The 22,069-nt window shown below is 45.9% G+C and carries 18 protein-coding genes; 13 read left to right on the forward strand and 5 right to left on the reverse strand.

Annotated features, from left to right (window positions below):
* The first annotated feature begins 11 nt into the window (after positions 1-11).
* Positions 12-611: an IMPACT family protein gene (locus ACFPFU_RS16990; RefSeq protein ID WP_377066224.1), complete on the forward strand. Its 600-nt coding sequence runs from the start codon at positions 12-14 to the stop codon at positions 609-611.
* Here the strand turns inward: ACFPFU_RS16990 and ACFPFU_RS16995 are convergent.
* A complete protein-coding gene (locus ACFPFU_RS16995) occupies positions 604-1,206 on the reverse strand; it encodes a 3'-5' exonuclease (RefSeq protein WP_377066226.1) in 603 nt (200 codons plus the stop codon). The genes ACFPFU_RS16990 and ACFPFU_RS16995 overlap by 8 nt on opposite strands.
* Positions 1,203-2,681: a Na+/H+ antiporter NhaC gene (nhaC, locus tag ACFPFU_RS17000; protein WP_377066228.1), complete on the reverse strand. Its 1,479-nt coding sequence runs from the start codon at positions 2,679-2,681 to the stop codon at positions 1,203-1,205. Before nhaC ends, ACFPFU_RS16995 begins: the two co-directional genes overlap by 4 nt.
* Positions 2,682-2,884: 203 nt before the next feature.
* Between nhaC and ACFPFU_RS17005 the strand changes: the two genes are divergently transcribed.
* Positions 2,885-3,364, forward strand: coding sequence for an Mpo1 family 2-hydroxy fatty acid dioxygenase (locus tag ACFPFU_RS17005; RefSeq protein ID WP_377066230.1), 480 nt, complete (start codon positions 2,885-2,887; stop codon positions 3,362-3,364).
* A gap of 226 nt (positions 3,365-3,590) precedes the next feature.
* A complete protein-coding gene (locus ACFPFU_RS17010; protein ID WP_377066232.1) occupies positions 3,591-5,609 on the forward strand; it encodes a monovalent cation:proton antiporter family protein in 2,019 nt (672 codons plus the stop codon).
* Here the strand turns inward: ACFPFU_RS17010 and ACFPFU_RS17015 are convergent.
* Positions 5,606-7,930, reverse strand: coding sequence for a patatin-like phospholipase family protein (locus ACFPFU_RS17015; protein WP_377066234.1), 2,325 nt, complete (start codon positions 7,928-7,930; stop codon positions 5,606-5,608). The two genes, ACFPFU_RS17010 and ACFPFU_RS17015, sit on opposite strands and share 4 nt — an antisense overlap.
* Positions 7,931-8,101: 171 nt before the next feature.
* Here ACFPFU_RS17015 and ACFPFU_RS17020 point away from each other — a divergent pair, with 171 nt between their 5' ends.
* The 10 genes from ACFPFU_RS17020 (at position 8,102) to ACFPFU_RS17065 (ending at position 16,990) form a co-directional block, all read left to right on the forward strand.
* A complete protein-coding gene (locus ACFPFU_RS17020) occupies positions 8,102-8,533 on the forward strand; it encodes an RrF2 family transcriptional regulator (protein WP_377066236.1) in 432 nt (143 codons plus the stop codon).
* A gap of 43 nt (positions 8,534-8,576) precedes the next feature.
* A complete protein-coding gene (ric, locus tag ACFPFU_RS17025) occupies positions 8,577-9,293 on the forward strand; it encodes an iron-sulfur cluster repair di-iron protein (RefSeq protein WP_377066238.1) in 717 nt (238 codons plus the stop codon).
* Positions 9,294-9,297: 4 nt separating this feature from the next.
* Positions 9,298-10,614 carry a hypothetical protein gene (locus ACFPFU_RS17030; RefSeq protein ID WP_377066240.1) on the forward strand — a complete coding sequence of 439 codons (1,317 nt, stop codon included), beginning with the start codon at positions 9,298-9,300 and terminating at the stop codon, positions 10,612-10,614.
* A complete protein-coding gene (locus tag ACFPFU_RS17035; RefSeq protein ID WP_377066242.1) occupies positions 10,611-11,108 on the forward strand; it encodes a c-type cytochrome in 498 nt (165 codons plus the stop codon). Before ACFPFU_RS17030 ends, ACFPFU_RS17035 begins: the two co-directional genes overlap by 4 nt.
* Positions 11,109-11,131: 23 nt before the next feature.
* Positions 11,132-13,090 carry a Sec-dependent nitrous-oxide reductase gene (gene nosZ, locus ACFPFU_RS17040; protein ID WP_377066244.1) on the forward strand — a complete coding sequence of 653 codons (1,959 nt, stop codon included), beginning with the start codon at positions 11,132-11,134 and terminating at the stop codon, positions 13,088-13,090.
* A 53-nt stretch (positions 13,091-13,143) separates the two neighbouring features.
* Entirely contained in the window at positions 13,144-13,761 is a 618-nt protein-coding gene (locus ACFPFU_RS17045) for a hypothetical protein (protein WP_377066246.1), read from the forward strand.
* Entirely contained in the window at positions 13,751-14,200 is a 450-nt protein-coding gene (locus ACFPFU_RS17050) for a nitrous oxide reductase accessory protein NosL (RefSeq protein ID WP_377066248.1), read from the forward strand. Before ACFPFU_RS17045 ends, ACFPFU_RS17050 begins: the two co-directional genes overlap by 11 nt.
* Positions 14,201-14,264: 64 nt before the next feature.
* A complete protein-coding gene (locus tag ACFPFU_RS17055; RefSeq protein WP_377066250.1) occupies positions 14,265-15,512 on the forward strand; it encodes a nitrous oxide reductase family maturation protein NosD in 1,248 nt (415 codons plus the stop codon).
* Positions 15,487-16,230 (forward strand): ABC transporter ATP-binding protein, encoded by a 744-nt coding sequence (locus tag ACFPFU_RS17060; RefSeq protein ID WP_377066252.1) that lies wholly within the window; start codon positions 15,487-15,489, stop codon positions 16,228-16,230. The genes ACFPFU_RS17055 and ACFPFU_RS17060 overlap by 26 nt, the downstream gene beginning before the upstream one ends.
* A complete protein-coding gene (locus tag ACFPFU_RS17065; protein ID WP_377066254.1) occupies positions 16,223-16,990 on the forward strand; it encodes an ABC transporter permease subunit in 768 nt (255 codons plus the stop codon). The genes ACFPFU_RS17060 and ACFPFU_RS17065 overlap by 8 nt, the downstream gene beginning before the upstream one ends.
* A 417-nt stretch (positions 16,991-17,407) precedes the next feature.
* On the opposite strand, the gene ACFPFU_RS17070 is transcribed toward ACFPFU_RS17065, so the two are convergent.
* The gene (locus ACFPFU_RS17070) at positions 17,408-18,874 is read right to left on the reverse strand and encodes an efflux transporter outer membrane subunit (protein WP_377066256.1); all 1,467 of its coding nucleotides are present in this window, start codon (positions 18,872-18,874) and stop codon (positions 17,408-17,410) included.
* Positions 18,871-22,056 carry an efflux RND transporter permease subunit gene (locus tag ACFPFU_RS17075; RefSeq protein ID WP_377066258.1) on the reverse strand — a complete coding sequence of 1,062 codons (3,186 nt, stop codon included), beginning with the start codon at positions 22,054-22,056 and terminating at the stop codon, positions 18,871-18,873. The genes ACFPFU_RS17070 and ACFPFU_RS17075 overlap by 4 nt, the downstream gene beginning before the upstream one ends.
* Positions 22,057-22,069 lie beyond the last annotated feature (13 nt).

Below are 22,069 nucleotides of genomic sequence, written 5' to 3' on the forward strand. Positions count from 1 at the left end.
TAATTATAAAAATGAAAGACACCTTTCTGACCTTGGGAGAAGAGTCCACCGGCATATACAAAGAAAAAGGCAGCCGGTTCCTGTCCTTCGCGTCGCGTGTGGATGAAGAAGCCACGGTTCAGGAAAAACTAGGGGCTTTCAAAAGAACCTACCATGATGCCCGGCACCATTGTTATGCCTATGTACTTGGCAGAGACGACCTTCAACATTATCGGACAAGCGACGACGGAGAGCCCCATCATTCGGCTGGAGATCCCATCTTAGGACAGATAAGGTCTTTTGGGCTAACGAATGTCCTGGTGGTAGTGGTCCGTTATTTTGGGGGCACCAAACTGGGGGTGGGAGGTCTGGTGCAGGCATATAAAACCGCTGCAGCTGAGGCCATTCTGGCGAATAAAATCGTAGAAGAAACCATCATGCAGGAAATAACCCTTAATTTCCCCTATCCCGCCATGAACGAGGTCATGAAACTGATCAATGTTAACGGGATGAAAATTCTCTCACAGGCATATGACCACCAGTGCCGGATAAAACTGCAGTGCAGGGAAATGCTACTGGAAAAAGCAACGGAACAGTTTAGAGCCATCCCGTCTGTGGAATGCCTTACATAGAAAAAACCCCGTCCAAATATCCGTGTTTATAAAGTTTAAGGAAGATTTCCAGACAGGCCCATGCATCTGTCGCTGCATATAACAGCTGTTTTTCTGTTAATGCCTGTGCCTCCCAGTTTGAAACCTGTTCTGATTTGGATATCCGGATGCCCAGCACCATGGCACTGAGGTTGCGCACACCTACATTCAAAAAGCCAACCTTTCTCAATTCCTCATTCAGATCAAAAAAAGATTTGGGTTCGAATGCAGGATTTAGTTTTTTGAGGCCTTTCAGGTCATCCCTCACCGCCGCGCCGATTTTGATGATGTTCGGGTCTTCCAGAATTTTCTTTACTTCACTCCTAAAGCCTACTTCGTTTAGACGCACCAGATAAGCGGTCTCCTGGGTAGAAAACTGAAGCAATGAGACATCATGGCTCACCCCTCTTCTGAAAGCCGGTCTGGTTTCTGTATCAAAACCAATGAATTTATGAGACGAAAGATCTTCTAACATCTGCCGAAAATCTTCCTCTTCATTGACAAGGATTATCTCTCCCAGAAAGGCTCCCAAATCCAGCTGATTTACTTCTTCTTTGGTTATTTTTAAAGGTATCATACCAGTATTTCTTCTTCCATTTCTTCGATTTCTTTTTTAGTGTAATAATTGATCCCCCAATTAAAATATCCAAACAATACCGTCATAAAAGGGGTGATGATATTGAAAAAACAATAAGGTGCATAGGTCAGTGTGGCTACTCCCAGTACGGATGCCTGAGTGGCTCCACAGGTGTTCCATGGAATCAGCACTGAGGTCACAGTAGCGCTGTCTTCGAGGGTACGGCTGAGGTTTTCTCCCTTCAGCCCCCTCTTTTTATAAATATCAGCATACATCCGTCCCGGTACCAGGATGGCCAGGTATTGGTCAGAGGTAGTGATATTAAAGAAAACACACGTACCGGCGGTGGAGGCTATCAGCGAACCCACCGAATTGACTTTGCTGATCACTGTTTCTGCTATGACTTTCAACATGCCGCTTTCCTCCATGATCCCCCCAAATACCATGGCACATATGATCAGCCAAACAGTGTTCAGCATACCGGCCATGCCTCCGGTCACCAAAAGTTCATTGACCACTTCATTGGAAGTAACGACGCTTACTTCTCCATAAAGAGACCTCATCACCACCTCAAAAGCCTGCACGACATAACCACCGGTCACTGTGGCCAGTTCCCGGATCATCTCGGGCTGAAATACCACTGCAAACACCCCGCCTAGCAAAGCCCCGGTCAACAGACTCGGTATGGCGGGAACTTTCGTTATGATAAGGCCCAATACCACCAGGGGCACAATAAAAAGCCATCCGCTGATCTCAAACCGCTGGCTGATTACTTCAGATATTTCCTGTACCTGACCTACGGCCCCATGGGGCTCACCTACAAAACCTATGATGCCAAAAACAATCAATGTAAGCAGTATGGATGGCACGGTGGTCTTGGTCATGTGGCGGATATGGGTGAAAAGATCGGTCCCGGCCATCGCCGGCGCCAGATTGGTGGTGTCGGACAATGGCGACATCTTGTCTCCAAAATATGCCCCGGAAATGATCGCGCCGGCAATCATACCCTCGCCAAAACCCAATGCCTTCCCTATCCCCAACAAGGCCACCCCCACCGTGGCCACTGTGGTCCAGCTGCTTCCCGTGGCCACAGAAACAATAGCGCTTACGACACAGGCGGCCAATAGAAAAATGGTGGGATTCAATACCTGCAACCCATAATAGATCATGGCCGGAACAATCCCGCTAAGCATCCATGTCCCTGCCAAAGCACCGATAAGTAAAAGTATCAATATGGAGGACATGGCAGAAGATATGCTGTGGACCATGCCTTCCTGCAGATCGTTCCATTTCACACCTAGCCGGAAAACGGACATGAGACCGGCAACAGCGGATGATATTATCAGGACAAGCTGATTGGATCCCGAAAGTCCTTCCGTACCAAATATATTGATATTCACTATCAATAAGACTATAAGGAACAAAATAGGAAACAACGCTTCTGTGACGGAAGGCTTCTTTTTAACTGCTGGCATTGATCAATAACATAATCCCATGAGAAATTTAAAATTAAAAAAAATTATGAATTATTTACTTTTTATTCTTTAAGACTTTGCACTTTAAACGGTTTTCTTAAAAATAAAAAATATTATTTTAATCGGAATAAATTGCTCCTAATTTAGGATTAATTTTATTAATTTGATCCTGTTATAGAAACCCTTTCTTAAACCCCATAGCCATGAGAAAGATTGATCAATTATTAGCAGAGTATGGGTTAAGTCACCAAAATCCTACCAACAAAACCATTCATTGGATATGTGTGCCGGCCATCTTCTTCAGCATAGTGGGACTTATTTACAGCATTCCACCAGGTCCCATGGCTAATCTACAATTTCTGCTGGGAAATTTTGCCAATTGGGCTACACTCGTTTTGGTGATTGTGCTGTTTTATTATTTGGCCCTATCGCCGCCCCTGGCCTTGGGAATGTTTTTATTTTCAGCACTTTGTCTGGCGTTAGCCAACTTATTGACCATTATATCCCCTATCCCGCTCTGGCTCTTGAGCCTGATCATCTTTGCCGTCGCGTGGGTCTTTCAATTCTACGGGCATAAAATAGAGGGGAAAAAACCGTCTTTTTTTAAAGATGTGCAGTTCTTATTGATCGGACCGGCCTGGTTGATGCACTTTATTTACAAAAGGTTTGGATTTGCCTATTGAATGCCTCAGCATTTATTGGGAGTAAAACCCGGCTCAAAAGCCAAAATTGCCGAGGTTGAAAAACGAAATACAAGGAAAAACAAGAAAACATTAAATCCCTATTTATCCGAAGCCAGGAACCTCTCCTGCCTGCACATGTGATTCCTTATGTGGCTTTCATGCTCTTTTCCAAAAACTTGTTGTATTTTTAATCCCGTAAACATCCCCCTTTCGAATACACTTGTGTATGGACCAACTGATACTTGCTGCCGTAGAACTGCCCCTGCTCTCGGATATCGTCGTGATTTTTGGGCTGGCCACACTGGTCATCCTGTTGTTTATGCGTCTGAAACTGCCGACCATCATTGGATATCTGCTTACAGGTGCCATTGCAGGACCTTACGGACTTTCATTGGTGGACGCCTCCACCGCAGTGGAAGTCTTGTCAGAAATAGGTGTCATACTCCTGCTTTTTGTGATCGGGATGGAGTTTTCTTTAAAAAACCTGATGGCAATAAAAAAAGCCGTTTTTATCGGAGGCAGCCTGCAAGTAATCCTTACCATCGGTGTTACCACCCTGATCACCTATGCCTTTGGATTTGATTGGAATATCGCCGTGTTTTTCGGGTTTTTGTTTGCCCTCAGCAGTACCGCCATTGTGCTGAAGCTGTTACAGGAAACCGGGCAGATCAACACCCTCTCTGGCCGAACCACATTGGCCGTGCTGATTTTTCAGGACATCATCATCGTGCCCTTTGTGCTTTTCACTCCCATGCTGGCAGGGGAAACGGAAAACATACTCCTGTCCCTGGCTTTTATGGCCCTCAAAGGCGGGCTGGTGGTCTTGCTGACCATTTTAAGTGCCAAATACCTTATTCCTCAGTTGCTGTACAGAATTGCCAAGACGAGAAACGAGGAACTCTTTTTGTTGAGTATCATTGTAACCTGTTTTGCAGTAGCTTATGCTACCTCCCTGCTGGGGCTTTCGCTTGGACTGGGGGCCTTTTTGGCGGGATTGATCATCAGCGAATCGGAATACAGCCATCATGCTACCGGAAAAATCCTGCCCTTCCGCGAAATCTTTCTGAGTTTCTTTTTTGTATCTGTGGGAATGCTTTTTGATGTCAGCTTCCTGTTTGAGCACATTTTTATCATATTATTGCTGGTGACACTGACCATCGTTGTCAAATTCATCATCACAGCGTTGGCGGTGAAATCGATCAGAAGCACCTTTAAAGAAGCCTTCATTGTGGGTTTTTCTATCTTCCAGATCGGTGAGTTCTCCCTCCTGTTGGCCAAAGAAGGGCTTAAATACGAGCTTTTGGATGCCATTACCTATCAATATTTTCTGGCCATTTCCGTGATGACTATGGCGCTTACGCCTTTTATCCTGAAAAAAAGGGAAGATCTGGCTTGCCGGGTACTCAATATCCCCGTACCTGCCCCGATCAAGGCCCGGTTTGGCGATAGGGAAGACATTCCTACAGTTGAACTTACGGATGAAATGCTCACAGATCATTTGATCATCGTAGGTTATGGATTGAATGGAAGGAACCTGGCCCGCGCTGCCAAAAGAGCTTCAATTCCTTATGTGATCATAGAGATGAATCCTGAGACGGTAAGGAAGGAAGCAGCAAAGGGAGAGCCCATTATCTATGGGGATGCCGCAAACGCCGTGGTGCTGGAACATGTCCATGTGCACCGGGCAAGGGTGGTGGTGATCGCCATCTCCAACCATGACGCTACCCAAGGCATCATTGTAAATATACGCCATCATTCACAAAATGCTTTTGTTATCGTAAGAACACGGTACGTCAACGAAATAGAAGCCATGCTCGAATTGGGGGCAGACGAGGTAATACCCGAGGAATTCGAAACCTCTATAGAAATATTTACCCGGGTTTTGAACAAATACCTGGTGCCCAGAGGAGAAATAGAAGACTTTACCCATGATGTGCGGGTGCGCAACTATGAAATGTTCAGAGCCATTTCAAATGATCAACCGAGCGGCATTCGTCTTGATCTTCCTGAAATCAATTTTGCCGGCTTGAAAATAGAAAAGGATTCGGGGAGCTTTATCGGCCGGCCCATCAAGGACATCAATTTGAGGGAGAGGACCGGAATCAATGTGGTGGCGATAAAGAGAGACGGAAAAACCAAAACAGACATTACAGGTGACACCAAACTTAAATTGGGCGATGTGGTCTACGTCGTAGGGAAACCTGAAGCATTGGAGCGGTTTGAGGAAGAAGTGGGGATCAACTAAAAACCGGAAGATTCCCCGAATAGCTCCGACAACCTTTTCAAAGACTTCTGGTTTTGAAAACTTTGTATATTGTCCAGTATTGATCTTTTTTCTTTGGCTGTCAGCCTCCAGTTCAGGGACGCCCTTTCTATTTCCAGTTCCTCCTGCCGGGATTCACCCCTGCTCTCAAAAAGAAGACTCCTCTGCCGGACAAAATCCTTGGTAGCGTATTCAAATTCCACTCGTTCAAGGGGAAACGGCATGGTTTCCCGCATAAAATTAAACAGGGTTTCATTATTTAAGGTTTGTACATTGTCCCAATTGGTATAAATGTTCTTGAGCGGAATGACCAACTTCTCCAAAATACTGGGTGTACTTTTATGCTCGATTTCCATGAGTTTTTCAGAATCCCGGATGGTCAACAATAACACTCCCGAGGTATTTTCCCTGATCCAATGCCGGAACACGTGCATAAACCTGAAAGCATCCCGTATCCCGAAATTATCAGACAGCCCCGTATCCATGGTCTCCATCCGAGGAGAGGAAGGCAACTGGACATTTGGAGTGATAAAAGGAAACGTAGCGCCCATCCTAAGCGCACTGATAAACCTGAGATTTTCCGCATCCTGATCCCTGAAAAACCGGATGAAATCGATCCCTTGACTCTTTTCCCTTTCTTCCGCGATCCTATGCTGAGAGATGGCCATGTAACTCATAGAATGCGGAGCTATATATAATTTCCGCGCGTCATTGATCACCAGAGGGGTGATGGGCATCAGAGGGATGATTCCTTCAAATTCCGGTATTCTGTAGGCGGAAATAGGCTTATCCAGAACCCCGAGGGTATTTTTGTTCAATTGGTTTTCAAAAGCACCGCCTCTGTCTCTCAGGTATCTTCTCCCGTCATATTCGAAGTACTGGTTGCGGATAAACAGGTCATTGACCAACAAGGTAAAAATAATGGGGTTGAGATTGTCGGAAGCAAGTTGCTTCTGATACTCCTGGGACGTCAGATCCATAAGGGGATCCGAAAGAGAGCGCAGATACAACTCTCTAAAAAATGCAGCTCCCACCATCCCACCGGATGCACCCGAGATCAGCTTACAATGCCGGAACAGATGACCATCAGTGACTTTATGGACTTCCTGCAAGACGTTAAGGGTCCACAAGGCCGCCCGTTGCCCTCCCCCACTGGTAGTGATGATCACCATCCTGGGTTTTTCCTCACCCAGACCTTTTTTCCAATTCTCCAACATGCTGATGGTATGCTGCTTGTCTTTGGCGACCGTATCGTCATGAAGCAACTGGTTCAGCCTTTCCAAATTATAGGGGGCCGGATCTGTTTCATAATCCAGTCCATAGACTGTATGAGGACGGTTAAAAAATTCTGTTTTTGAAAACACGTTAAATACGACAACCAGGGCAATCAAAACAAAAGTCGTCCAGCTTCTCAACCAAAAACTGATCGCTCCGATCAACATCATCAGGATAGCCAAAAGCAGCGTGGCACTCAAAGCGGCGGGAAGCTGTAACCACTCCCGGTCCATAAAAATCCCCATCAATAGCACAAAACCCACCAACACCAGCTGTATAATCAACATGTTAAGATGGTTCTGATCAAAAACCCTCAGAAGCTTTTTCCGGTCAAATCTTGCCAGATCGGGCCTGGCCATTCTGATGCTGAAATCTGTCCCCAAATAGGTCTCCACCTGGCCTTCCAGTTTCAGTCCCTCCTTGTACCGCTGCATTACATTGGCCCTGGGTATCCGGGTCTTTTTCAGCCTCTTGTCCACACTGTCTGCAAACAGTACAAAAAAATCTTTGTTGGTAAATTTAAAATAGGTGAAAAGGAGCATGTAGGTGATCAGGGAGCCCGCCGAAAAACCTATGAAAAAGCGCAGGACTATCCATTCGTTTTCCAATTCATTGTTTAACTGAAAATTGACAAAAGCGACAATATAGATAATATAAAAAACCAGGGGAAACACCAGGTTGTTGAAACAGTAATGAAGGAAAGGCTTGTTCACCACTGCCAAAAATTTAAACCGGCTGCCGTCAATAATATAAGTGGTCATATGAAAAGCCATGGTAAAAACGGCTATCCCCACGCCCATCATAAAAAATCCCACCCATGAGACCTCGTTAAGGTATTCGGGATCCAGAAACAGATAGGGGATACCGAGAACTTTGCCAAAGTTTCCCAGTGCAATCCAGATCATAAGAAACCATAAGCCCACAAAAAGAAGGTTTTTTCGAAGGTGGAGGATGAAGAGCTGAATGGGAAAACTGTAAAAAAACCTGTGCCACATGGTCATTGAATTGTTGAATTTAATATACGGCATAAAAGCCCCAATAAACAAGCCTGAAAGTAAAATATTGGGGACACCGGATATAAAAACCCGCAGCCGGGACTTCCTTTCTGCAAAAGGTCAAAAAATATTTAAATAAAATATATTCGGATATTTTTATCCTTTAATATTTTTTGATATATTTGTCCCATACAACTCAAGGAAATGTTTTCAAAAGCCTGCAAATACGCCATCAACGCCATGATCTATCTAGCCAGCTTGCCCAATGAGCAGCAAAGGGCCGGCCTAAAGGATATTTCGAAAGCCATCAATTCACCGGAGGCTTTTACAGCAAAAATTCTACAAAACCTTGTAAAGGATGAGCTGCTCCTTTCTGTAAAAGGCCCTCACGGAGGTTTTATGGTCAACGGCAACGCCCAGAAAATCTATTTGGCCCAAATCGTGGAATCGATAGACGGCAACATGATCTTTACGGGCTGTGCTTTGGGACTAAAAAAATGTTCCGAAGAGCATCCATGCCCTGTCCATCATAAGTTCAAGGCCATTAAGGATCACCTTACCGGCATGCTGGTCACCACCAATTTAAAGGACGTTGCAGACGGCGTGAATAATGGCATCAGCTTTCTTCGGTACTAATTTAAGATAAAAAGACCCTTTTATAAATTTAAAGCTTGTAAAAATGAACATCACGCAAAAAAAAGTCGGCGGCATCGTAGCAGAGAACTTCAGAACCGCCAAAGTATTTACAGAATACGGTATTGATTTCTGCTGCAAAGGCGGCATCAGCCTGGAAGCCGCCTGTGAAAAAAACGGCGTGTCCATGGAGGATATCCTGAAAGATCTGGAACAGGCGGTACAAACCCCCGAAGACGTAACTTATACCGATTTCGGGTTCAGTCAACTTATAGACCATATCGTCAATACGCACCATAAATACGTAGAGGATACCGTGCCGGCTTTGAAAGCCTATCTTCAGAAGCTTTCAATGGTACATGGAAGCCGACATCCTGAACTACACGAGATTAAGGATCTGTTTATGGAATCCGCTGACGCATTGACCATACATATGAAAAAAGAGGAGTTTGTACTCTTCCCTTACATTAAAGCCATGGAAGAGGCCAGAAACAATCATTTCTCCCTTTCAGAACCTCATTTTGGACACATTGACAATCCCATTCACATGATGGAGGACGAACACGATGCCGAAGGGGAAAGATTCCGCAGGATCTCCGAACTCAGCGACGGCTATACACCTCCATCTGACGGGTGTCAGACTTACCGGGTAGCCTTCGCCATGCTCAGGGAATTTGAGGAAGATCTCCATACCCATATCCATTTGGAAAACAACATCCTCTTTCCTAAAGCTACCAAGCTGTTTAACCAAATGAACGCCTGATATCATGAAACCCGCCCGTCTGCCGAACGATCTATTCCAAGCCGGCTCCCCCATAGGCAGCCAATTGTCCAGACCATGGATGCGTTGGGCGGTTTTCTTTTTCCTTGTGGCCTCCTTGTTTGGCTTGCTGATGCGCTACTATTTTGTAGGCGGGGCAAGTATATTGGAATACAAACATGTGCTCCATGCCCATTCCCACTCCGCTTTACTGGGGTGGGGTTTTTTATTGGTCTCGGGGGTCTTGGTGTTTACTTTTGTGAAAGATCCTTTCAGAAAAAAAACCTACCGCATCCTGCTGCTCCTCTTGGCGTTGGCCAATATAGGGATGATGTCCAGCTTCCCGTTTCAAGGGTATGGCTTGTACAGCATAATGTTTTCCACACTTCATTTAGTGGCAGGATATGTTTTTGCTTATCATTTTCTAAAGGATTTGTCCAAAAACAAAAGCAGTACGGCGACAAGGCTGGTTAGATGCAGCATCTGTTGGATGCTCCTCTCCAGTATGGGTCTTTGGGCGATTGCCCCCATCGGGACCATGTTGGGTAAGTTACACCCTTTATATTACTTAAGTGTACAGTGGTTTCTCCACTTTCAGATAAACGGATGGTTTGTATATTCCATGTTGGGCATTCTTGCTTATTATCTGGAAATACAAGGTAAAGCCATTCCCCTCTCTCCGCGCAAAGAAATGACATTGCACGTATCCCTGTTTCTGACTTACGCATTGGTGGTCTTTTGGAGTACAGGAAAGCAGGAGATGCTTTACTTCAATTCTATGGGGGTTCTATTACAGGCAGTGGCTTATTACTGGTTTTTAAGACCGGTTCAAATTCATCTGTTTCCCCGTAAAAAAACCGAGTGGACAGATAAAATCCTGCTGTTGGGTGTACTCAGCCTGGTCGCCAAGGGCATTATCCAAATCGCCCTGGTCATACCGGAAGTGGCCACTGTTTCCCTTTCCATCAGGATGTATGTCATCGGTTTTATCCATCTGGTGATGATGGGCGCCGTCACCTTTGGCATGGGGGCATATGCGCTGAAGCAGCGGTGGCTGGAAACGGGAAAGTTTTCGGTAATGGGCTGGAACATTTTGGCTGTGGCATTCATTCTCACCGAAGTATTGCTTTTGGGCCAGGGTACTTTGCTGTGGGGGAAGATGGGTTTCATCCCCTATTACCACCTCTTCCTTTTCCTTTCATCTATCCTGTTTCCCATCGCCTTGTTGCTGATATTGGTGGAGTTAGCCCACAGAAAGCACCATGTCAAAAATCTTCTAAACATACGAGTACCTAAAACACAAATTCAAACAAACACACTATGAAAAGTTCAATGCTATTGTCTTTGGGGGTTGCCATCCTGTTAATGACCGGCTGTGGTGGCGAAAGCAGCCGTGAAAACCAAGGAAGCTACACCCCTCCCAGTGCCGAAAAAGCCAAATCTTCCGCCGACCCAAAAGGGATAGGTGAGGTCAGAAGTGTAGAGCTGGGGGAAAATGTAGATGAAGTCATGGCTACAGAAGGCAAGGCTGTCGTGGACATGAAATGTACTGCCTGTCATCAGTTAAATGACAAACGGGTAGTGGGTCCAGGTTTTGAAGGCGTCACCAATAGAAGACGTCCGGAGTGGATCATGAACATGATCACCAATGTGGATGTCATGTTGGATGAGGATCCGGTCGCACAGCAATTATTGGAGGAATGCCTCACGCGTATGCCTAACCAAAACATATCCGTGGCGGAAGCGCGGAATATCCTGGAATTTTTCCGAAAAAATGACGAAGAAAGGACCGGTACCAAAGATGATGCCTTAAACTAATTATACCGTTAACCCCAATTAAGATGAAAACAAAAATCTGGTTATCAACCTTTGCGGTCGTGATGGCGGCAATGGTAATCGGCTGCAAGCCAAAGGGTGCGCAAAGTACCCTGGCGGGAGATGCCGCGAATAAAGTTTATGTTCCTCCTGGGCAGCATGACGAGTTTTACAACCTCGTATCCGGCGGTTTCAACGGCCAAATGAGCGTAGTCGGACTTCCTTCCGGGAGAACTTTGAAAATCCTTCCTGTATTTTCAGTACATCCCGAAAATGGGTGGGGGTATTCGGAAGAAAGCAAACCCATGCTCAATACGGCCAACGGCTTTGTGCCATGGGATGATTTGCACCATATCTCTGTCTCCACCACGAACGCTGAACATGATGGACGGTGGGCCTTTGCCAATGGCAACAACACCCCCAGAATTGCGAGGGTGGATCTGACCACTTTCAAAACAGTTGAAATCATCGAAATCCCAAACTCCGCAGGAAACCACTCCTCTCCCTACATCACAGAAAATACGGAATATGTGGTAGCGGGAACGAGGTTCAGTGTACCCACAGGAGAAGACAGGGATGTTTCCATTGATTCTTACAAAGACAATTTCAAAGGGACCATCAGTTTTTTGAGTGTGGACAAAAACTCCGGCCATATGGATATCGCTTTTCAGATCGAAGCTCCTCCGTTTAATTTTGACCTCGCCAGGGCGGGGAAGAAGAAGTCACATGGCTGGTTCTTCTTTTCCACGTACAACACCGAAATGGCCCATACGCTGCTGGAAGTAAACGCCTCGCAAAGGGACAAGGATTATATCATGGCAGTCAACTGGAAAAGAGCGGAGGAATACATTAAAGAGGGGAAAGGCAAAAAGATAAAAGCGCCATATGCTCATAACGTATGGGATGAGGAAACCCATATGGCCACTTCCACCATCAAGGAGAATATTCTCTCCCTTGATCCCACTGAATTAAAGGACATTCTGTATTTTATACCTTGTCCCAAATCCCCTCACGGTACTGACACCGATCCTACCGGGGAGTATATCATTGGGAGTGGCAAATTGGCGGCGATAATCCCTGTCTTTTCATTTACCAAGATGTTGGAAGCCATTGAAAATGAAGATTTTGAAGGGACTATCGGCGGCATGCCCGTGCTGAATTATGAATCGGTCCTTCATGGTGAAGTGGAAAAGCCAGGTCTCGGCCCATTGCACACGGAATTCGACGGCAGAGGCAATGCCTACACTTCCATGTTCGTGTCTTCTGAAGTAGTCAAGTGGAACATCGAAACCCTGGAAGTGCTGGACCGTGTTCCCACTTACTATTCTGTGGGCCACTTGATGATCCCTGGTGGGCCCACCGGAAACCCTCATGGCAAATATATGGTAGCATACAACAAAATCACCAAAGACCGCTACCTGCCCACTGGGCCGGAATTGGCACACTCAGCTCAGCTCTATGATATTTCCGGCGATAAGATGCAGCTGCTGCTGGATTTCCCCACTATCGGTGAACCCCATTATGCAGAGGCCTTCCCTGCTTCCTTGATCAAAGACAAGCAGGTTAAGTTTTATCCGATGGAACATAATAACCATCCCCGGGCACTTAAAGGCATCAATGATGCCAGGGTGGAAAGAGACGGCAACAATGTCCATGTTTACATGACTTCCATCCGATCCAACTTCAGACCGGACAATATCGAAGGGGTAAGGCTAGGAGATGAAGTATATTTCCATGTCACCAACCTGGAGCAGGATTGGGATGTCCCCCATGGGTTTGCCATTAAGGGAGCCAATACGGCTGAAATCCTGATCATGCCGGGAGAAACCGCTACTTTAAAATGGGTGCCCGACAGGGTCGGGGTATTCCCCTTCTATTGTACGGATTTCTGTTCTGCTCTACACCAGGAAATGCAGGGCTATATAAGGGTTTCATCTGCTGACAGCAACGTCCCCATCAAATACCTCACAGGCGAGGCAGAATAATCACTTGAAATTTCACCGCCAGCGTGGCTGGCGGTGAATTATCCTATAAAACAATGAAAAACATCAGCTTGGTCAGTAGAATAATAATTTTCCTGGCAGCAACTTTAATGATCAGCGCCTATTTTACACCGCTTTGGCAGATCAGTCTTTGGGCGCCACAATACCCTGAAGGCTTAAATATGAAAATCTGGATCGACCATCTGAGCGGGGATATCGATATCATCAACGGCGTTAATCATTACATCGGCATGAAACACATCGGCGAAGAAATGTTCCCTGAATTTTCCTATCTCAAATACATCATAGGGGCCATCATCGCTTTTGGTTTTTTTGCCGCTTACAATGCAAAAAAATGGTCAGCGGTTGCATTTTTTTGCATGATCGCCTCACTGGGTCTGGGAGTGCTGGTAGACATGTACCTCTGGGGTTATGACTATGGTCACAACCTAAGTCCAACTGCCGCCATCAAAGTACCGGGAATGTCCTATCAGCCTCCACTGATCGGATACAAAGAACTACTTAATTTCCTTGCCTATTCCGGTCCGGATACGGGAGGATGGCTAATGGGATCCTCAGCGCTATTGGCTGGCCTGGCCATGGCCAAGGAGCTGATAGGATATAAAAAACCTAGAAATCAAGAAGAAAAACCATTTATCCGCCATGCAACTTAACAGGAAAAGGAAAACATGTTGGTTTATACTTTTGCTTATAGGCGTAATAGCCTGCGAAGTTAAACCCAGGGCCATCAACTATGGGGAAGACGCCTGCCATCACTGTAAAATGAAGTTGATGGATCCCTATTTTGGGGCGGAAGCCCTGACCAAAAAAGGAAAGGTTTATATTTTCGATGATGTAAACTGCCTCATGAACTGGAAAGAAGAGGAAAAGATAAGCGAAGAGGACCTGGCAGAAGTATTGGTGACGGATTACAATCAGCCAGAAACCCTTATTGATGCTACCACCGCATTTTATTTAAAATCGCCTGACTTCAAAACCCCCATGGCAAGTGAGGTGGCGGCATTTGCCGATTATGAGGCTCTGAAGGCATATAAAAACAAAAACGGGGGCATCTATCTGGCTTGGGGAGAACTGGTAACCCAATTCAAATAAACAATCTGGCCATGTTCAATAGGGAATAATTAGGCCGGAATTAAACCATAAAACACATTCAACGATGAGGCTTACAGGAATTTGCTTGGTTATGGCCTTGCTTTTTACACCTAACGCTCTCAAGGGAAAAACCATTCCCATACGGGAGGGACAGTCCATTCAGGAAGCAGTGGACAATGCTGCGGAAAAAGACACCTTGCTTCTTGCCGCCGGCTTATACCAAGAACATGACATTATCATCACCAAAGCCCTTACCATTCTGGGTCACAATTATCCCATTATCGACGGCAGGGGGCAAGGCACTCTCTTTACTGTGGCGGCAGATCATGTCCATATACATGGTTTGAAAATGACAAATACCGGCAAATCGAATATAGATGATTCAGCAGCAATAAAATTTTATGATTCGAAATACTGCTCTGTCGATGATAACATCCTGATGGATACTTTTTTCGGACTGCATTTTTCCAATTCTTCACGGCTTACCATTACCAATAACCGGCTACATGCTGCTGCCGAGAAAGAATACCACAGCGGAAACGGCATTCACCTGTGGAAATGTAAGGATTCCCTGATTGAAGGCAACCACATTGAAGGCCATAGAGACGGTGTGTACCTGGAGTTTGTTACAAACACCACCGTCCAAAACAACTTGGTGGCAGGCAACAAGCGGTATGGGCTGCATTTCATGTTCTCCCATGACAACAGTTACCTCAAAAACACCTTCCGTAAAAACGGCGCCGGAGTAGCGGTAATGTATACCAAGAATGTCAGGATGATCGAAAATATCTTCGAGGAAAACTGGGGCGCCAGCGCGTATGGCATCCTTTTGAAAGACATTTCAGACAGTGAGGTGATCGGGAATACCTTCCGGAAAAATACCGTGGGCATCTACATGGAAGGAAGCAGCCGCAACAATTTCCGCCATAATACCTTCCGCGAAAACGGCTGGGCTTTAAAACTCATGGCCAGCTGTGACCAAAACTCATTTGCAGCCAATAATTTTACGGGAAACACCTTCGATATCAGCACAAATGGAAGCTTGGTGCTCAATACCTTAAAAGAAAACTATTGGGATAAATACGAGGGTTATGATCTGGACAAGGACCGGTTCGGGGATATTCCCTACCGTCCGATAAACCTTTACAGCGTCATTGTAGAAAAAATTCCCGCCGCAGTAATACTATGGAGAAGCTTCTTGGTGGGCCTGCTGGACCGAATGGAAAAAGTGATCCCCTCCATCACGCCGGAAAACATGATTGATGAATCCCCTAAAATGCAACCCTATGATTTCAGTAAAGCATCTCTATAAAAAATTCGGAAAACTGGAGGTCCTCAGGGACTTCAATCTGGAATTTGAAGCCGGGAGCAGCTATGCCCTGATGGGACCTAATGGTTCAGGAAAAACGACCTTGATCAAAACCATTTTGGGAATGGTAATTCCTGATACAGGCGAAATCATGGTGCAGGGGGAATCCATTAAGGGAAATTTCAAATACAGGTCCGATATCGGCTATATGCCCCAAATCGGCCGTTACCCCGGAAACATCAAAATCGGACAGCTTTTTACCATGATGCAGGACATTAGGCCAGAGATAAGCGAGTATGACATGGAATTGGTCGAAGCCTTTGGATTGGACACCATGATGGACAAAGCCATGCATACCCTCAGCGGCGGCACCCGTCAAAAAGTAAGTGCTGCACTCGCTTTTATGTTCGACCCTGATATCCTGATCCTGGATGAACCCACGGCGGGACTTGATCCGATGGCAGTAGAAGTACTCAAAAGAAAGATCAAAAAAGAAAGACAAAAAGGGAAACTCATTTTGATCACTTCCCATATACTGAGCGAACTCGATGAACTGACCAACCATGCCATATACATCTTTGAGGGAAAAGTCTTCTTTAATGATAGTGTGGAAAGCCTGAAGGAAATTACAGGTGAAAAAAGGTTTTCTACCGCCATCGCCCGGCTGATGGAATGGAGCATAAAAAAAAATCCACCCCAAATTAAAATAAGCCATGTTTAAACTGCTTAAATATTCTCTGTACGACATCGTTAAATCCCGGTTTGCGATACTTTATACCCTGTTTATGGTCTTGGTAGCCATATCCATCTATCAAGTCAGTGAGGACATGGCAAAAGTGTCCTTAAGCCTGTTGAACATTATGCTCATGATTGTGCCGTTGATTGCGGCGGTATTTGCTACCACCCATTTTTTCAATAACCTGGAGTTTACTGAACTCATGTTGGCCCAGCCGGTTAAAAGAAGGGATGTGTTTTTAAGCCAGGTTCTGGCAGTTGTAGCCGTCCTTAGTGCGGCCCTTTTGGTTGGTTTTGGCGTCCCCATGTTACTGTGGGGGGCGGACAGCAGTGTCCTGATATTGCTGGCTGTCGGTATAAGTTTAAGTGCGGTCTTTGCCGGGTTGGCCTTTTTGGCCTCGGTCCTCACCCGTGATAAAGCCAAGGCCATAGGTATAAGTCTTTCTTTTTGGATTTATTTTTCACTGGTATACGATGGGTTTGTGCTGTACCTGATCTATAGCCTTGCAGATTATCCCTTGGAAAAGACCACACTGGGACTGGTGCTTTTCAACCCTGTTGATCTGGGAAGAATCATCATGTTGATGCAGCTGGATATCTCAGCGCTTATGGGATATACCGGTGCTTTTTTCCAGCAATTTTTTGGAAGCGCCCAGGGATTGGTTTTATCCGGTTCTGTATTGCTCGTCTGGATACTCTGGCCTATTCTGGTTTCCCAACGTATCTTTCAGAAAAAAGACTTTTAAAGGAGTCTTCTTTCCGGCACTTGCTCAAACCAAATAAAATACCACTACTGCCCTTGATAAAGGTCAAGTCCGTATTTTTACTTGTTCCTTCATCAATATCATGAAATAAACAAAAAAGCATTACAATAAAAACCCGTATAAAATTTCGATTTACATAAAATTTTAAGATTTTTGATATACGATTTACGTGGCAAAGCAGATGACCATGGCTTGAAGCCTTGGGCTTTTGGGATGTGGCTTACATGAAAGCCGTAAAAAGGAGTTGCTGCCTGCCAAATCAATCCTCTAGATAAATGCAGGGACGACCAACTACGTCACGCTGTAATCATATCATCCCAACATCGTATCATCAAATCATCCTTACTTCCCTGCATCCCAGCCTGCATCTAATCATTAGATCATCGCATCATCAGACCATCAATCCTGCCATCCCCCCCCGAGGCTGCGATACAGTTCCACCTTGGCCAAGGCGAGCAGCATTTGCAACTGCACCCGATCCAGGTTGGTCTGGAGGAAATCCTCTTGGGCGTTGATGACTTCCAGGTAGTTGGCAAAACCGCTTTGGAAAAGCAAGCCGGCGTTGCCCAAACCCTGGGTAGTGATGCCAAGTCGTTCTTCTACAATCTCATATTCTTCCTGTAGCTTTTCGATATTGACCAGGGCATTGGATACTTCCGTTACTGCGGTGGTGATAGTTTCTTTGAAGTCCAGCTCCGCTATTTCCTTTTCCTTGATGGCGATGCGGTGATTGGTTTTCAACCTTCGATTTTGGAAAATGGGTTGGAATAGTGCGCCGTTGAGAATGGCAAAGCTCGAGGATACCGGGTCGATAAGATTATCCAGTCTCATGGAATTGAAGCCGGTACTGGCTCCGATGGTCAGGGCAGGGTACTTCATCGCCTGGGTGATGCCTACCCGGGCATTGCTAGCGATGAGGTTATACTCGGCCGCCGCTACGTCAGGGCGGTTTTGGACGAGTTCGATGGGTACTCCTGCGCTGTATTGCTGACTGAAGTCGATCTGCTCAAGAAAGTGTATGGACTCTATGGCTTGTGGTGCCCTTCCAAGAAGGTTGTTGAGCCGATTTTCCTGGGAAATATAGGCCTTTTCGAGTTGGGGGATAAGTGCCTTGGCCCTTAGCATTTGGGACTCGGTCTGCTGTATCGCCAGGGCAGTTGTCTCTCCCGCTTCATATTGGAGGCGGACGATACGGAGGGTGTTTTGACTTAGTTCATAGTTTCTCTCGGCTACTGTCATCTGGGACTTGAGCATCAGCATGCTGAAGTAAGTAGAGGCTATATCGGAGATCAAAGCAGTCTGAAGGGCTTTTTGGAATTCTTGAGTTTCCATAAACTCGGCAAGTTGTGCCTCTTTTTGCCAGCGGAATTTCCCCCAGATATCCAGTTCCCAGCTCGTTTGCAGGGAAATGGCGTGGACGAGGTTTTCTGTATAAAAGGAAGTAGGTATATTGTCCGGCCCGTGATTTCGACGGGATCGGTTTGAGCCGTGGTTGTTGAAGTTTCCTCCATAGTATTCCCGAATATATCGAAAGGGATCAGCTCCCAGCCTGGGGTAGAGATTGGCCTTGGATTGCTTGACCATCTCCATTCCGATCTCTACTTCCTTTGCTATTTTTTGCACGTCAAAGTTGTTTTCCAGTGCCGTGTCAATCAGGGCGATCAAGATGGTGTCATTGAAAAACTCCCGCCAGTTGATCGTGGCGATGCGATCCCCACCTACGAAGAGGCTGTCCTGGAGCTTGTCACTTCCATAGAATTTGTCAGGAAGGGGATACTCGGGACCTTGGTATGTCTCACCTACCTTGCAGCTGGCAATGGTCAGCACGATCAAAGCAAGTGGCAAAAATCTTTTTAAGTGGTTCATTGCTTCGTGTTTTCTTCGACGGTTTTTAAAGAGTATTTGTCGTTGAGTTGAAGTAATATATAGGTTAATACCGGGATGATGACAATCCCGAGACCTACGTTAAACAACATTCCCCCTGCGGTACCAATACTCACCGATTTGTTGCCTATCGCCGAGGAGCCACTGGCAAACATTAAAGGGGTAAGTCCTGCGGTAAAAGCCAAGGAGGTCATGACAATGGCTCGTATACGCAAGCCGCAGGCTTCCACTACCGCATCCAGTACCTCAAGGCCCGCCCGGCGTTTTTGAGCTGCAAATTCCACGATAAGGATGGCATTCTTGGCCAAGAGTCCTAGGAGCATTAATATCCCCACTTGTACGTATATGTTATTGTCTATTCCGGCAAGGTTGATGAATACAAAGACCCCAAGGATCCCGGTAGGCAAGGAAAGCATCACCGCTAAGGGCAACCAAAAACTCTCATACTGAGCGGACAAGATAAAATAGACCAATACGATACTAATGATAAATACGATCATGGCGTCGTTACCGGATTTTTTTTCTTCCAAACTCATACTGGTCCATTCATATCCAAGGCTGGCCGGCAACTTGGTTTCGCCCAGTTCTTCGATTTTAGCCATTACATCTCCGGTACTATACCCTCTGGCAGGGGTGATATTCACCTTGGCTGCATTGTATAGGTTGTATCGGGTTACAGTTTCAGGGCCAAAATCAGGTTCCAGACTTACAAAGGTATTGATGGGGACATTTTCACCGTCTTTGCCTCTTACGAAAATGGAATTGAAGGTCTCGGGACTTTCCGTAAACTGGGTGTCTCCTTGAAGATAGGTTTTGTACTGACGGGTGAAAAGGCTGAAATCGCCCACTCTTTGGCGTCCAAAGGTAGATTGCAGGGTAAACATCATCTCCTTTACGCTTACCCCCAAGGCGTTGGCTTTTTCAAAATCGATATTGAGCTTAAATTGGGGGAAATTGGGATTGAAGGAGGTAAAGGCGCTTTCTATTTCCTTTTGGCCGCTCAGTTCAATGATAAACTCATTCACCGATTGGCTAAACTCTCCCATGCCTTCATCAGCCCGGTCTTGCAGCACGATCTGTACCCCGTCAAAATCACCAAACCCTTGCACAGTAGGCCGCGGATAGATGTTTAGACTGCTCAATTCTGTGACTACACTGCTTAGTTTTCCGGTGAAGTGGTTGACCACATCCTCTATGTTTTTTATCTTTCCCCTTTTGCCTTTTTCTTTTAGCATGATGTAAAGCAGCCCGGAAGAAGGGGTTTCGGAACCATCGACAATGTTGTATCCGGAGACCGTGTTTACGGATTCTACCGCCTCTTCTTGCTCTAAGATCGCTGCCATATCGTCCAAGACTTGATTGGTACGGTTTAGCGCAGCTCCTTCGGGAAGGGCGATGGAACCAATAAGAAAATTGTCGTCCTCAGTAGGGATAAAGCCACTGGGGGTAATCCTAGCCAATACTACCAACGAGAGTATGATAATACCTAGTCCAGCTAAGCTTACCCATTTATACTGAATGGCCTTTTTTACCAGGCCAAGGTACCTGTTCGTAAACTTATCAAAAAGCACATCAAACCTCCTAAACCCTTTTTCTTTCAGTATATTGACCTTACGGAAGTTCTTAGACCGCTTATAAAAAGCTGACAAGCGTTTTTTCCCTTGTTTTTTATCCTTCTTTTTATAGAACAAGATAAAGAGGGTGGGCCCCATGGTAAGGGCTACTACTGCAGAAAGCAATACCGAAATGGTAATGGTGTAGGCAAATTCCTGGTAAAATACCCCTACCGGACCTTGAAGAAAGCCCACAGGAAGGAATACGGCAGCAATCACGATGGTAATGGAGATAACTGCCCCGGTGATTTCGTCAAGGGCTGAATTTACCGCCTGCACCGCCGTCATTTTATAGTGTTCCATTTTTTCGTAGATGGCCTCGACGACTACAATGGCATCATCTACCACTATACCGATCGCAAGCACCATAGAGAACATACTGAGCACGTTCATACTCACCCCGATAATACTGAGGAAAAAGAAGGTGCCCACTAGTGAAATAGGGATGGTGATCGCGGTGATCAACGTAATTTTAACATCCTGTAAAAATAGGAAGACCACCAGGAACACCAGGATAAAAGCCTCTATAAGCGTCTGTTGCACGTGGTGCATGGATTCATCGACTGCATCACGCACGCTAAAAGGGATTTCATAGTCCATTCCCTCGGGGAACAGTTTGGCCTGAGCCTCCATTACTTCCCGTACTGCTTTGTCTATTTCCATGGCATTGGCGCCATTTTGCTGTACGATATCCATGGTGATAGCCGGTTTATTGTCAAAGCGGTTTTTGCTCGCATAATTACTGGCTCCCAATTCTATACGGGCAATGTCCTTCAGCTTAAGTTGCAAGCCATCCTGCTCCGTTTTTATCACGATGTTTTCGTACTGCTCTTCTTCATAAAAACGCCCCTCATGCTTAATAACAATCTCAAAAGCTTCTTCGGAGTTTTGCCCAAATTTGCCCGGGCCTGCCTCAAAACTTTGATCCCTCATCTGGTTATAGACATCCCTGGGGGTTAGGTTATACATAGCCAGTTTTTCAGGATTGAGCCAGATCCGCATGGCATAGTCCCGTCTAAGCAAAATAGTCGCTTCCGCCAGCCCTTCAATCCGTTTAAGTTCCCGGTTGATGTTTCTTCGGGTATAAGAGCTTATGAACGTTTCGTCGTAAGTGCCGTCGCTGAATACGTTTACGGTCATCAAGGTTCCCTTCATCCGCTTCATTACCTGTATCCCTTCTTGTATTACTTCGGGGGGCAGGTCAGCGGTGACTCCGGAGATCCGGTTTTGGATTTCCACCGCTCCCTGGTCAGGATTGGAACCCGGCTTAAAGTACACCGTCACCCTCCCCACACCGGCGTTGGTAGCGGTAGAGTTGATGTATTCCATGTTCTCAGTGCCATTAATGGCTTCCTCGATGGGTAGTAATACCGCCTGGGCCAAGGTTTCGGAGTTGGCTCCGGGATAGCTTACCCCTACCGATACACTGGGGGGGGCAATCTCAGGAAAACGCTCTACGGGAAGTAGGGATATGCTGAAGGCACCGGCCAGTACTAATACGATGGATATGACAAACGTGAGTACCGGTCGCTGTATGATTTTTTTTATCATGGTTTAGTTTTTA

This window comes from Negadavirga shengliensis, from assembly GCF_042652345.1.
In the GTDB taxonomy this organism is placed as follows: Bacteria; Bacteroidota; Bacteroidia; order Cytophagales; family Cyclobacteriaceae; genus Negadavirga; species Negadavirga shengliensis.